This window comes from Micromonospora eburnea (genome assembly GCF_900090225.1).
GTDB classification, from domain to species: domain Bacteria; phylum Actinomycetota; class Actinomycetes; order Mycobacteriales; family Micromonosporaceae; genus Micromonospora; species Micromonospora eburnea.
Genome location: NZ_FMHY01000002.1, coordinates 2098322 through 2111293 on the forward strand (window position 1 = coordinate 2098322; position 12972 = coordinate 2111293).

At 71.9% G+C, this 12972-nt stretch carries 11 protein-coding genes; 10 read left to right on the plus strand and 1 reads right to left on the minus strand.

Going from position 1 to position 12972, the window contains the following annotated elements; all coding sequences use genetic code 11:
• Positions 1-4 precede the first annotated feature (4 nt).
• The 5 genes from rpmI to pheT all read left to right on the plus strand — a co-directional run bounded on the left by rpmI (position 5) and on the right by pheT (position 5373).
• The gene (gene rpmI / locus GA0070604_RS09920; protein WP_091117618.1) at positions 5-199 is read left to right on the plus strand and encodes a 50S ribosomal protein L35; all 195 of its coding nucleotides are present in this window, start codon (positions 5-7) and stop codon (positions 197-199) included.
• Positions 200-231: 32 nt separating this feature from the next.
• The gene (gene rplT, locus GA0070604_RS09925; RefSeq protein WP_091117620.1) at positions 232-624 is read left to right on the plus strand and encodes a 50S ribosomal protein L20; all 393 of its coding nucleotides are present in this window, start codon (positions 232-234) and stop codon (positions 622-624) included.
• 32 nt (positions 625-656) lie between these two features.
• Entirely contained in the window at positions 657-1496 is an 840-nt protein-coding gene (locus tag GA0070604_RS09930; protein ID WP_091117623.1) for a TrmH family RNA methyltransferase, read from the plus strand.
• A 213-nt stretch (positions 1497-1709) separates the two neighbouring features.
• Positions 1710-2783, plus strand: coding sequence for a phenylalanine--tRNA ligase subunit alpha (gene pheS / locus GA0070604_RS09935; protein ID WP_091127009.1), 1074 nt, complete (start codon positions 1710-1712; stop codon positions 2781-2783).
• Positions 2784-2823: 40 nt separating this feature from the next.
• Entirely contained in the window at positions 2824-5373 is a 2550-nt protein-coding gene (gene pheT / locus GA0070604_RS09940; protein ID WP_091117626.1) for a phenylalanine--tRNA ligase subunit beta, read from the plus strand.
• A gap of 44 nt (positions 5374-5417) precedes the next feature.
• Here the strand turns inward: pheT and GA0070604_RS09945 are convergent, their stop codons facing one another.
• A complete protein-coding gene (locus GA0070604_RS09945; protein ID WP_244161808.1) occupies positions 5418-6299 on the minus strand; it encodes a Crp/Fnr family transcriptional regulator in 882 nt (293 codons plus the stop codon).
• 175 nt (positions 6300-6474) lie between these two features.
• On the opposite strand from GA0070604_RS09945, the gene GA0070604_RS09950 reads away from it, so the two are divergent.
• From GA0070604_RS09950 to argC, 5 genes are all read left to right on the plus strand, one after another.
• A complete protein-coding gene (locus GA0070604_RS09950; RefSeq protein WP_091117628.1) occupies positions 6475-7299 on the plus strand; it encodes a hypothetical protein in 825 nt (274 codons plus the stop codon).
• The gene (locus GA0070604_RS09955) at positions 7296-9524 is read left to right on the plus strand and encodes a hypothetical protein (protein ID WP_091117631.1); all 2229 of its coding nucleotides are present in this window, start codon (positions 7296-7298) and stop codon (positions 9522-9524) included. The genes GA0070604_RS09950 and GA0070604_RS09955 overlap by 4 nt, the downstream gene beginning before the upstream one ends.
• Positions 9525-9700: 176 nt before the next feature.
• Complete coding sequence (locus tag GA0070604_RS09960) at positions 9701-10351, plus strand: hypothetical protein (protein WP_244161809.1); 651 nt, start codon at positions 9701-9703, stop codon at positions 10349-10351.
• A 144-nt stretch (positions 10352-10495) separates the two neighbouring features.
• Positions 10496-11698, plus strand: a complete 1203-nt coding sequence (locus GA0070604_RS09965; protein WP_091117634.1) for a low temperature requirement protein A — start codon at positions 10496-10498, stop codon at positions 11696-11698.
• Between the two features lie 127 nt (positions 11699-11825).
• The gene (argC, locus tag GA0070604_RS09970) at positions 11826-12827 is read left to right on the plus strand and encodes an N-acetyl-gamma-glutamyl-phosphate reductase (RefSeq protein ID WP_091117636.1); all 1002 of its coding nucleotides are present in this window, start codon (positions 11826-11828) and stop codon (positions 12825-12827) included.
• Positions 12828-12972 lie beyond the last annotated feature (145 nt).

Here is a 12972-nt window from a genome sequence, read left to right on the forward strand (position 1 = left end):
TCCAATGCCGAAGATGAAGAGCCACACGGGTATGGGCAAGCGGGTCCGCGTGACCGGCAAGGGCAAGATCGTTGCCCAGCAGGCCGGCATGCGGCACAACCTGGAGAAGAAGGCCTCCACCCGCACCCGCCGGCTGACCGGCACCGTCGAGGTGGCCAAGGCCGACGTCAAGCGAATCAACAAGATGCTCGGCCGCTGACGCGCGCCACCTGAACCGAAGAAGGAGTTGAGATGGCACGCGTCAAGCGGGCTGTGAACGCCCAGAAGAAGCGTCGTACCCTGCTGGAGACCGCGAGTGGCTACCGCGGTCAGCGCTCCCGCCTCTACCGCAAGGCCAAGGAGCAGGTGCTGCACTCGATGCAGTACGCCTACCGGGACCGTCGCGACCGTAAGGGCGACTTCCGGCAGCTCTGGATCCAGCGGATCAACGCCGGCGCCCGGGCCAACGGCCTGACCTACAACCGGCTGATCCAGGGCCTGCGCCTGGCCGGCATCGAGGTCGACCGGAAGATCCTGGCCGACATGGCGGTCAACGACGCCGCGTCGTTCGCCGCGATCGTCGAGCTCGCGCGCGCCGCCGTGGCGGCCGAGGGCACCGGTGGCGCCGCGGCCCAGGCCGCCTGATCCACCCGCAACAGCAGATCGAGGCGTCTCCCATGCATTCACCATCGCGCGGGAGGCGCCTCGACGCTGTCTCCGGCCCGTTCACCCCGCGTACCCCGAGGGTCGTCGCGGCCCGCCGGCTGCACCGCCGCCGCGACCGCGACACCACCGGCCGGTTCCTGGCCGAGGGACCGCAGGCCGTCCGTGAGGCCCTCGCCCGCGGCGGCACCGTCGTCGAACTCTTCGGCACCCCGGCCGCCCTCGACCGGTACGCCGATCTGGCCGCCGCGGCCGCCCGTGCGGACGTACCGGTCTCCGAGGTCACCGACGAGGCCCTCGCCGCGCTCGCCGAGACGGTCGCCCCGCAGGGCCTGGTCGCCGTCTGCCGGCAGCTCGACGTGCCCCTGGACACCGCCCTGGCGCGCGGGCCGCGGCTGGTCGCGGTGCTGGCCGAGATCCGCGACCCGGGCAACGCCGGCACCGTGCTGCGCACCGCCGACGCCGCCGGCGCGGGCGCGGTGGTCTTCGCCGGGGACGCGGTCGACCCGTACAACGGCAAGTGCGTGCGGGCCTCCGCCGGCAGCTTGTTCCACGTCGACGTGGTCCGCGCCGCCGACCCTCTCGCGGCGGTCGAGGCGCTGCGGGCCGCCGGGCTCACCGTCTTCGCCACCACCGGGTACGGCGACAGCGACCTCGACGACCTCGCCGACGCCGGCCGGCTGGCCACCCCCACCGCCTGGCTCTTCGGCTCCGAGGCACACGGCCTGCCCGAGGAACTGACCGAGGCGGCCGACGCCCGGGTCCGGGTGCCGCTGCACGGGCGCGCCGAGAGCCTCAACCTGGCTGCGGCGGCGGCCGTCTGCCTGTACGCTTCAGCGAGAGCACTGCGCTGACCTCCGTCATGCGCACACACAGCAGGGGGAGCCGTCCACGTGATGAACGCGCCACGGCGTTCGTTTAGCCAGCCCGCCGGTGTCGGCGGGCGGCGGGCCTGACCCTTCCCCCTGCGTAACTCCCACCGGCGGGCTGCGGCGAAGCCGCGCGTCCGTAGACTCGCCTAGCCGCCCGTGAGGGCCGGCGCCGCCGTGAGGGAGTACCCGTACGCCATGAGCTACCGCAACGATCCGTACGACCCGAAGCAGGTCGCCCTGCTCGACCCCGACGCCCTGGCCGAGGCCGTGGCCGAGGCCGAGAAGGCGTTCGCCAACGCCACCGACCCGGACGCGCTGCACGCGCTGCGCCCCGCGCACCTCGGGGACCGGGCCCCGGTCTCGCTGGCCCGCCGGGAGATCGGCGCACTGCCGCCGGCCGCCAAGTCCGACGCCGGCAAGCGGGTCAACGAGGCCCGCCGCGCCATCGAGACCGCGTACGCCGCCCGCCAGGAGATCCTGGAGCGGGAGCAGGCCGAGCGGGTGCTGGTCGAGGAGCGGGTCGACGTGACCCTGCCGTACGACCGGCGGCCGCGCGGCGCCCGCCACCCGCTCAGCACCCTGATGGAGCAGATCAGCGACCTGTTCATCGGGATGGGCTACGAGATCGCCGAGGGTCCCGAGGTCGAGCTGGAGTGGACCAACTTCGACGCGCTGAACATCCCCGCCGACCACCCGGCGCGCGGCCTGATGGACACCTTCCACATCGCCCCGCCGTCGGGGGCGGAGAGCTCCGGCCTTGTTCTTCGCACCCACACCTCGCCGGTGCAGGCGCGCACCATGCTCACCCGTAAGCCGCCGATCTACGTGGTCGTACCCGGCCGGGTCTACCGCACCGACGAGCTGGACGCCACCCACGCGCCGGTCTTCCACCAGGTCGAGGGCCTGGTGGTGGACAAGGGCATCACCATGGCGCACCTGCGCGGCACGCTCGACCACTTCGCCCAGGCGATGTTCGGCGAGGGCGCGAAGACCCGGTGGCGGCCGCACTACTTCCCGTTCACCGAGCCGTCGGCCGAGTTCGACGTCTGGTTCCCGGAACACCGGGACGGGCCGCAGTGGGTCGAGTGGGGCGGCTGCGGCATGGTCAACCCGCGGGTGCTGCGCGCCTGCGGCATCGATCCCGAGGCCTACTCCGGATTCGCGTTCGGTATGGGCATCGACCGGACGGTGATGTTCCGGCACGGGGTCAGCGACATGCGGGACATGGCCGAGGGCGACGTGCGGTTCACCCGCGCGTTCGGGGTCTGACGGTGCGGGCACGAGTTACGGAGACGGTGGTTTAACGGTCATGCGAGTTTCTGTCAGTTGGCTGCGGGAGCACGTCGAACTCCCCGCCGACCTGCCCACCGGCGACCTGGAGCAGGCGCTGGTCGACCTCGGCATCGAGGTGGAGTCCATCGAGGACCTGCGGGAGTCGGTCACCGGCCCGCTGGTGGTCGGCGAGGTCCTGGAGATCGAGGAGCTGACCGGCTTCAAGAAGCCCATCCGCTTCTGCAAGGTCGACGTCGGCGCCGCCAACGGCACCGGCGAGCCGCAGGAGATCGTCTGCGGGGCGCGCAACTTCGCCCCGGGCGACCGGGTGGTGGTGATCCTCCCCGGCGGCGTGCTGCCCGGCAACTTCGCCATCGGGGCGCGCAAGACGTACGGGCGCAACTCCAACGGCATGATCTGCTCCGCCAAGGAGCTGGGCCTGGGTGACGACCACTCGGGCATCATCGTGCTGCCCGAGGACACGAAGGCCCAGCCCGGCGACGACGCCCGCCCGGTGGTCGGTCTCGACGACGTGGTGGTCGACCTGGAGATCACCCCCGACCGCGGGTACGCGTTGAGCGTGCGGGGCATCGCCCGCGAGCTGTCGCACGCCCTCGGCGTGCCGTTCCGTGACCCGGCCGCCGGGGACGCGCCGGGCGCCACCGCCGAGCCGGCGTACCCGGTCGAGGTGCGGGACACCGTCGGCTGCGACCGGTTCGCCGCCCGGATGGTCCGCGGCGTCGACCCGACCGCGCAGACGCCCGGTTGGATGTCCCAGCGGCTCACTGTCGCCGGCATCCGCAGCATCTCGCTGGCGGTCGACATCACCAACTACCTGATGCTCGAACTCGGCCAGCCGATGCACGCGTTCGACGCCGACCGGATCAGCGGGCCGCTGGTGGTCCGCCGCGCCGAGCCCGGGGAGAAGCTCACCACCCTGGACGGTGTGACCCGGGCGCTGGTCGCCGAGGACATGGTCATCTGCGATGATTCCGGGCCGATCTCGCTCGCTGCGGTGATGGGCGGCGAGACCAGCGAGGTCGTCGCCTCCACCACGAACGTGCTCTTCGAGGCGGCGCACTGGGACCCGGCGATGGTGGGCCGCACCGCCCGTCGGCACAGGCTGTTCAGTGAGGCGGCCAAGCGCTGGGAGCGGGGCGTCGACCCGACCCTGCCCCTGATCGCGCTGGAGAAGGCGGTCCGGCTGCTCACCGAGCACGGCGGTGGCACCGCCGGCGCGGAGATCCTCGATGTCTCCCACGTCCGGCCGCGTACCCCGGTCACCCTGCCGGCCGATCTGCCGTCGCGCCGGGTGGGGGTGACGTACTCGCCGGAGCGGGTGGTCGAGCTGCTGGAGCAGGTCGGCTGCACGGTCGAGCGGGGCACCGACCGGCTCGACGAGGACCCGGGCGAGGTCGGGGTGGCCGCCCGCGGTCGCGCCGAGGTGCTGACCGTGACCCCGCCGAGCTGGCGACCCGACCTCACCGACCCGGCCGACCTGGTCGAGGAGGTGGTCCGCCTCGACGGGTACGACCGGGTGCCGTCGGTGCTGCCCACCGCGCCGCCCGGCCGTGGCCTCACCTGGCAGCAGCAGCGCCGGCGGTCGATCGCCCGGTCGCTCGCCGAGCGGGGGTACGTCGAGGTGCTGGCGCACCCGTTCGTCTCCGTGGAACTGGCCGATCAGCTCGGCCTGCCCGCCGACGACCCGCGCCGGCCGGCGGTACGGGTGGCCAACCCGCTGTCCGAGGAGGAGCCGCTGCTGCGTACCACGCTGCTCGGCCCGCTGCTCGGCATCCTCAAGCGCAACGTGGGCCGGGGCCAGCGCGACGTGGCGATCTACGAGATCGGTGCGGTGTTCCACCCGCGGCCCGGCGTCGGCGCGCCGCCGGCCATGGGCGTGGACCGCCGGCCCACCGACGAGGAATTCGCCGCCGCCGACGCGGTGGTGCCGGACCAGCCGCGGCACGTCGCCGTGGCGCTGGCCGGCGAGATCGAGCCGGCCGGCTGGTGGGGCGCGGGCCGGGCGGCCGGCTGGGCGGACGCCGTGGAGGCGGGCCGGGACGTCCTCGCCGCCGCCGGCATCCCCGCCGACCGGGTCACCGTGCGGGCCGCCGAGCGCGCCCCCTGGCACCCCGGCCGTTGCGCCGAACTGTTGGTGAACGGCACCCCGGTCGGCTACGCCGGTGAGCTGCATCCGGCCGTGCTGGCGGCGCTGGAGCTGCCCCGCCGTACCTGCGCCATGGAGCTGAACCTGGACGCGCTGCCCGCGGCGCCGATGGTGGCCGGCCCGGCCGTCTCCACCTTCCCGCCCGCGCTGATCGACGTGGCGCTGGTGGTGGACGAGTCGGTGCCCGCCGCCGAGGTCGAGCGGGCCCTGGTCGAGGGGGCCGGCGACCTGCTGGAGGACGTCCGGCTCTTCGACGTGTACGCCTCCGAGCAGCTCGGCGCGGGCCGCCGGTCGCTGGCGTACAAGTTGACGTTCCGGGCCCCGGACCGGACGCTCACCGGCGAGGAGACGGTGGCCGCCCGCGACGCGGCGGTGGCCGAGACCGCCCGTCGCTTCGGCGCCACCCTGCGCGGCGCCTGACGCCCCCACCACAGCGGGGTCCCTTCCTGCGGGAAGGGACCCCGTCACTCCTCGTCGGGATCCAGCTCGCCGAGATCGCGCAGACGCGACAGGTCTCGTACGGTGATTCGCCGGTAGTCGGTGTCGACGAGGCGGTCGGTGCGGAGTCCGCGGAGAGCCTTCTGAACGGACGTCTCCGCTGCTCCGCAGATGGTGGCCAGCTCGGGCTGGGTGAGGCGGACGTCGATGACCATTCCGTCCCGGCTTCGCCGGCCGTGGGTCCTACACAACTCGGCGATCACCCGAGCCACCCGGATCTTGACCGCGTACGAGGTGAAGTCGATGCGGCGACGGTTGGACCAGCGCAGCCGGTCGGCGACCATGGCCGCGAGTTCGAGTGCGGCCCCGGGATGATCCTTCAGGAACCGGGTGAAGGTTTCCCGGGGAATGACGCTGTACCGGGTCGGACCGCAGGTGGTCACCGTCGCCGAGCGGGGTTGGTCGTTGAGTGCCGACATCTCGCCGACGAGGTCGCCCCCGACGCGTAGGGACAGCAGCGCCGAGCGCCCGTCAGGAAGATGTGCCGTCACCTTCGTCAGCCCTTCCTCCAGCAGCACGAGGTGTGACTCGCGTGTCCCCTGATGGATCAGGATCTGGCCGGCCGGCACCTGCCGGCGGACGCCCAGGCCGAGGATGACCGTGCGGACATGCGGGTCCAAGCGCTGGAGGAATGTTCCATAGGGCCACTGGGCCTCCGGACCACTTCGCCGCATCAGCCGCCTCACTCTCCCCGTCCAGCGAAAGCCGTCGAAGCGTAGCCGAACCTGCACGTAGCGCGATGCCCCGCGGAGCAGGGCGACCAGCACGGCGTGGAGAACCAGCAGCGCCAACACCTGCGCCGGTGTCCAGCCGGCCACCAGAAGGAGCTCGGTGAGGAGGTCAACCATGGTCTCAGCACAGCGCGGACGCGGCGGCGGGATACCCGACGAAGGTGGGAAGCCGGGTAGCCGACAACCTCGACGGATGCCGTACTTCTACGGGGTTCTGCCTCGGCGATGGCGGTTCCATGTGCCTGCGGTCCCGCCGGCGGTGGCGGGCTGATGGCGAAGGGGCGACACGTCGATGCACCATCCCGAGCGACGGCTGTTGATCTGCGTGGACATGGAGCGGTACAGCCGCCGGAGCAATCTGCAGCAGTATGAGGCGCAGAAGGAGTTCCCCAACCTTCTGCAGGGGGCCGCCAGCGCGGTCGGACTGGACCGGATGACCTGGAGCACCCAGCAGGCTGGCGACGGAGAGCTGGCGATCCTGCCCCGCGACGTACCGGAGTCGCGGGTGATCGGTCGTTTCGTTCCCGAACTGAACAGGCGGCTGCGTGCCTACAATCTGAGCCGGGTGGATGCTGCCCGGATCCGCCTGCGAATCGCCGTGCACCAGGGCCTCGTGCATCTCGACGGGGCGAACGGCTTTCCCGGCTCCGCCGTCGTCTTTGTCTGCCGGCTCTGCGACGCCGGCCCGGTGAAGCGAGCCCTGGCGGCCTTCCCGGACGCGGGCGTGGCGCTCGTCGTATCCACCGAGATTTTTCGGGATGTGGTCTCCGAGTACCCGGAGGAAATGCGACCGGAGCGTTTCCGGCGGGTCCGGGTCAGCCACGCGGACAAGGAGTTCGAGGAGTCCGCCTGGGTCTGCGTGGTGGACGAGGACCTGTCCTCGATGCCGTTGGACGGTGACGACCGGACGGACCGGGCCAGCCGGACCGAGCGGAGCTCGTCGACCTCGACCGGCCGACCGGCGTCCCGTTCCTCCGGTTCCGTCGGCCCAGGTGGCGGCGGCATTCGTACCGGTGACATCTGGGTGAACGGGCCGAACGCCATCGGTACCAATGCGACGGCGATCGGCTCGGTCGGTCGCGACGCCGTCTTCGGCCGAGACGGCGATCAGCGATGAACACGTTCGTCGACTCATCCCGGGAGGACCGGGAAGCACCGCCGCCGGACCCGGATGGGCCGGTGGAGCCGCCGTCTGATCCCGATGAGGACGCACCAGACTCGACGGCCGCCCTGGACGGGGACGGCGTGGACGAGGACTTGGACGAGGAACCGCTCGACCCGCTCGACGTCATCGGCCGGCTCTCCGCCCTGCTCGGCGCCCCGTCCGGGATCGGGGTCGGGGACGTGCACGTCCGAGGCCAGAATGCGACCGGGACCGGGGCGACCGCGATCGGCACGCTGAACGTCACGATGGCGGGCGCGGGTGGCGGGCGAACCTGGTCGGAGCTGCTGAGCGGGATGGCAGTGCGGCACTTGGCCGACGGCTACGCCGTAGCACCGAGCGACCAGCAGCTCGATCGGCGCCTCAAGCAGCGCAGCCTGGTCTGCCTTTCTGGACAGAACGGCAGCGGGCGGTACACGGCGGCGTGTCTAGCCTCCGCTAGGCGCCACGGCTACGACCGGGTGGGTCTGCTGAACGCGGAGAGCCCGGCGGACCTGATCCACGCAGCCGGCGCCCTGCGTCCCGGACACGGCTACGTCCTGCGCCTGGATGAGGCGGGGGTCCGGGAGCTTGACGGGATGACCCTGGTCGGTCTGGCCACGCGCGTCGAGGCCGCGACCGCCACCGTGGTGCTTGTCGGTGACTTCCTGCGACGCGACGAGTTCGCCGCTCACCTCGTCGAACATCAGTCCCCTGCGGCAGCCGACGTCTTCCGGGCGCAGCTCCGCCAGCAGTTACGGAGCCGGTGTGTCGGAGGGTGCGGGGACGGTTGCGCCAGGCGGTGCGTCGACCTCTACGTCGAGGACGAATGCGCCACCCACCCGCTGCTTCTGGCCTACCTGAACGGTGGTCCCCGTCCGGGCGAGGTGGCCCGGGTGGTCGACCTCATCGCGCAGCACCCGGTCCGGGGAGCGGAGCTCACACAGCGGTTGGAGAGACTGCTTCCCCGACAGTTGCGTGAGCGGGCTGGTCGGATCCTTGACTGCGCGGACTCCGGCACGGACGTCGCGGGATTCTGGACCGACGCCGACCGTCGTGCCTTCCGGATTTCCTGTGCGGTGCTGGCCGGACAGCCAGTGGTGGAGATTCATCAGGCGGCGCGGCTCCTGGCCGCGCCCGACCTGCCGGGGGCCGTGCCGAACGCCGGGCCATCGGGTCGGGCCGGCGCGGCGCTCGATTCCCTCCTGGGTCCCACCCTCCGACAGGCCGTGCTAGTGATGGATGACGACCGGCTTCCGGCCGGCCGGCGGATCGAGTTCGCCCCGGGAAATGACGCCCTGCGTGCCGCTCTGCTGGACGTCGCGTGGGAGGACTGGTGGCTGCCCGAGCAGCTGTTGCGCTGGTGGAGCGAGCTCGCCCGGGACGGCATGCCGGGAGTCAGGCAGGCGGCCGCCGGCGCGATCGGCTGGTCGGCCGGCCACGGTGTGCAACACGCGCTGCGGGTCGTGGACCAGTTGGCCCGCGAGCGCCGCGCCAGCGTGCGGCAGGCGGCGGCCATCGCGCTGGTCGCCATGGCGATGCAACCCCCGTTGCGGCAACGGATCCGCGCCGAGCTGGATGGGTGGGCCGCAGGCGGCGCGGCGCACCTGCGTGACACCGTGGCACGTGCATACGCCCTCGGCCTGGCCCGCCTCTGGCCCGACGCGGCGCTCGTGCAGCTGCGCCAGGTGGCGCAGGCGCGGATGCAACGGTGGCAGAACTCCGTGGTCCGCGGCTTGGTGCAGGTGTACGAGGCGGGGCACGCGCCGAACGTCATGGCCGCTTTGGCCGAATGGACCGCCTCGCCCGAACCCGAGGTGCGTCTGCATGCCGGGCGGGCGATGCGTATCCTCGCCGACCGATGGTCGCCCGCGCCCCGCGAACACTGGCCCGAACTGCTGGATCTGGCCCGCGGCGGCACCGTCTCGCTGACCGACCTGGCCACCTGCTGGGCGGGCGCGCTCGCCCTCCCCGGAACCGCTTACCGCACCTGGCGGACGCTCGGGTTCTGGCTCAACCGCGCCGACGGGCACCCCGAGGTCGCGGCGTACTGCCTGAAGCTGCTGAGCCTGGTGGTGGACGGCCGCGAACCGCTCCGGCGCCGCCTGGACCACCAGCTGCGGCATGTCTGGGGCCCTCTCATGCCCCACAACACCCTGCTCGACGACGTACGACGACTCACGGACGAGGACCACCCATGAGCAATCACCCCCACGCGAACCCGAGCGTCCACACCTCCGTTCCCCGCCAGACGGAGCGTCGCCGCTGGTGGCATGCCATCTTCCCGCCCCAGGAACCGACCTTCATCACGCCGCCTCCACCGCCTCCGGCAGATGTCAGCGCGTCCTATCGCCAGGACGCGCCGCAGCCCATCCTCGTGCCCGCGAGGGGAGACGCCTTCGACTTCCGTCTCCATGCCGTCTACAACTGGACGGGCCGGAACATGACCTACGACGAGCTTCGGTTCCGGGCTGAGCGTTACCTGCTCTGGGCCGGTGGCATTGTCCGTGAGCAGGCCGTCGACCTCGCCCGGCAGCACGAACCGCACCGCTCGTACGAGTTGGAGCAGGCGTTGAGCGCGCGCCTCTCGGGGCAGCGCTGGCCCCGCCAGGGCAACCTGCCGTACTTCACAGTGCAGGTCAGGGTGAGTCCGGACGAGCGCGTCCGGGAGCGGTTGCGACCGTACTGGGAAGACCGGATCAAGTTGGAGTGCGACCACGAGCTCGAGAAGATCAAGGCGTGCCAGGCTGACGACCTGACCCGGCGCTGGTGCGCGGTCCTGCTGAACCTCGAGGACGACCCGGTGACCGCGCACGCGGCGCGACTGGCCGGGGAGCAGTTCGCCGAGGTCTTCCGACGCTATGTGGCGGAGCGGCGGGAGGCGGTGCCGGAGTTGGTGCAGCTGCTCCGGGAGGCGGTGCGCGGGCACAACGACCTCGGCATGGGGCCGTCGGAGTACACGCAGGCGTGGGACGCCGCCCTGCGTACGTACGAACGACAGCACCGGCTCACCGAACGAACGAACTGACGCCTCGACCGAGGGAGCCCTTCCCGGCGCCGAGAAGGGCTCCGGAGCCACGTGGCATGGGTGAGCGATGCGTCGAGCCGCCATGACCGTCGTGAAATACTCTGGAATACTGGTCCAAAACGGGCAAAACATAGGGCAACCGACATGGCCATGCGGGGTGGGGCGGCGGAGCTGCCGGGGAGCCGTGAGCCCCCGAGCCGGGCCGGTTTCGTCGAACTGCTCTTCGACGTGGTGCTGGTCTTCGCCTTCACCCGCCTCACCGAGCGACTGCTCGAACAGCTCAACTGGTCCGGCTTCTATTCGTCGATGCTGCTGACCCTGGCCCTGTGGTGGCTCTGGTACCGGATGGCCTGGACGGCCAACCGCTACGATCCGGCCCGCCCGATGATCCAGGTCATGGTCATCGTGACCATGCTCGGCGCCCTGCTGATGGCGGCCGCGTTGCCGGCGGCCTTCCGGGAGCGCGGAGTCGTCTTCGCGGGGGTCTTTGTCGCGATCGAGGTGTTCCGGCATCTCTGGCTCGTACTTTTCGGCGGCGGAGGCCCGCACGTGCGCCTGGTCACTGCCCGGATCGTCTTCTGGGCCTGCCTCTCGGCGGTGCCGTGGATCGCCGGGATCTTCGCCCATCACGAGGCGCGCGTGATCTGGTGGACGGTCGCGGTGCTCATCGACTACGCCGGCGGGCTGCTCGACTTTCCGACGCCCGGGCTGGGACGTGCGGGACTGCGGGGCCAGCCGATCGCGGAGGAACACCTGACGGAGCGCTACCGACAGGTGCTCATCATCGCCTTCGGGGAGAGCATTCTGACCTCGGGTATCCACTTCAGTCCGTACGGCTTCCAACGCGACCGGACGGCCGCGCTGGTGGTGGCCTTCGTGATCACCGTGCTGTTCTGGCAGATCTACTACTACCGGGCCGGTGAGCTGCTCCCCGCCGCCATCGCGTCGTCCCGGGCCCCAGCGTACGTCGGTGACCTCGCGTCGTACGCGCATCTGATCATGGTGATCGGCGTGGCGGTCAGCGCGGTGGGGGACACGCTGGCCATCTCGCAGCCCTTCGGCGACGCCACGCTGTCCCGGATCGCGGTCATCCTCGGCGGGCCGGCGCTGTTCCTGCTCGGCCGGTCGATGCTCGACTACGCCGGTTTCAGTCGGGTCTCCTGGTCGCGGCCGATCGGGCTGCTGGCGCTCGGGGCGCTGACCCCGGTGGCCCTGCTGCTGCCACTCCTGCTGGTGGCCGTGACCGCCGTGGCGGTGCTGGCCGGGGTCGCCACCTCGAACGTCATCAGCTGGCGGCTGTACCCGAGGAGGATGACTCCACCGCCCGGCCTGCCGCCTGAGGGCTGAGGGCGCGGAGCCCGTGTGCCGGGACCGGGCGTCGACCATCGGTCGAAGTTCATGCAGAGCACTGCATGAACTTGCACTGCTCCGTCGATCCTGCTAGCCTTCATTGCATAGTCATGCGGAGGTGGGTATGGGCATCCGAGTCGCGGTCGCCGGGGCCAGCGGGTACGCCGGTGGCGAGCTGCTCCGCCTGCTCGCCGGTCACCCCGAGTTCGACCTCGTCGCCGCCACCGCCCACTCCTCGGCCGGCCAGCCGGTCATCGCCGTACACCCGCAGCTCGCCGGGCTGGACCTGGTCTTCGGGGCGACCGACCCGGCCACCCTGGCCGACGCGGACCTGGTCTTCCTGGCCCTGCCGCACGGCCAGTCGGCGGCCCTCGCCGCGGCCCTGCCCGAGACGGTCAAGGTGGTCGACCTCGGCGCCGACCACCGGCTACGCGACGCGGACGCCTGGGCCCGGTACTACGGCGGCCCGCACGCCGGGGCCTGGACTTACGGCCTGCCCGAGCTGCCCGGCCAGCGGGCCGCAATCGCCGCGGCCAGCCGGGTCGCCAGCACCGGCTGCTACGCGGTGGCCACCACCCTGGCGCTCGCCCCGCTGATCGCCGCCGGCGCGGTCCTCCCGGCGGACGTGGTGGTGGTCGCAGCCTCCGGCACCTCCGGGGCGGGCCGGGCCGCCAAGGCGCACCTGCTCGGCAGTGAGGTGATGGGCGACCTGTCGCCCTACAAGGTCGGCGCCCACCAGCACGTGCCCGAGATCAAGCAGGCCACCGGGGCGACCGGCCTCTCCTTCACGCCGGTGCTCGCCCCCATGCCGCGTGGCATCCTCGCCACCGTCACCGCCGTCCCCACCGGCGACGCCGACCCACGCGAGGTGCTCGCCACGGCGTACGCGGACGCGCCCTTCGTGCACCTGCTCCCCGAGGGCGCGTGGCCGCACACCGCCGCCACCGCCGGCTCGAACTCCTGCCACCTCCAGGCCACCGTCGACGTCGACTCCGGCCGGGTGATCGTGGTCAGCGCCATCGACAACCTCGGCAAGGGCGCGGCCGGCCAGGCCGTGCAGAACGCCAACCTGATGTTCGACCTCCCCGAGACCACCGGCCTCCCGATCTTCGGAGTCGCACCGTGAGCGCGAGGAGCGCAGCGCAGCGGAGCACCGCAGTCGCGAACGAAAGGACGGCACCCGTGAGCGCGAGGAGCGCAGCGCAGCGGAGCACCGCAGTCGCGAACGAAAGGACGGCACCCGTGAGCGCGAGGAGCGCAGCGCAGCGGAG

Bases quoted from the DNA above. Each gene is read 5' to 3' on its own strand.
- pheS (WP_091127009.1), top strand. From the start codon at position 1,710: ATGAGCTACCGCAACGATCCGTACGACCCGAAGCAGGTCGCCCTGCTC.
- rplT (WP_091117620.1), top strand. From the start codon at position 232: ATGGCACGCGTCAAGCGGGCTGTGAACGCCCAGAAGAAGCGTCGTACC.
- GA0070604_RS09930 (WP_091117623.1), top strand. From the start codon at position 657: ATGCATTCACCATCGCGCGGGAGGCGCCTCGACGCTGTCTCCGGCCCG.
- GA0070604_RS09945 (WP_244161808.1), bottom strand. From the start codon at position 6,299: ATGGTTGACCTCCTCACCGAGCTCCTTCTGGTGGCCGGCTGGACACCG.
- pheT (WP_091117626.1), top strand. From the start codon at position 2,824: ATGCGAGTTTCTGTCAGTTGGCTGCGGGAGCACGTCGAACTCCCCGCC.
- GA0070604_RS09950 (WP_091117628.1), top strand. From the start codon at position 6,475: ATGCACCATCCCGAGCGACGGCTGTTGATCTGCGTGGACATGGAGCGG.
- GA0070604_RS09955 (WP_091117631.1), top strand. From the start codon at position 7,296: ATGAACACGTTCGTCGACTCATCCCGGGAGGACCGGGAAGCACCGCCG.
- argC (WP_091117636.1), top strand. From the start codon at position 11,826: ATGGGCATCCGAGTCGCGGTCGCCGGGGCCAGCGGGTACGCCGGTGGC.
- GA0070604_RS09965 (WP_091117634.1), top strand. From the start codon at position 10,496: ATGGCCATGCGGGGTGGGGCGGCGGAGCTGCCGGGGAGCCGTGAGCCC.
- rpmI (WP_091117618.1), top strand. From the start codon at position 5: ATGCCGAAGATGAAGAGCCACACGGGTATGGGCAAGCGGGTCCGCGTG.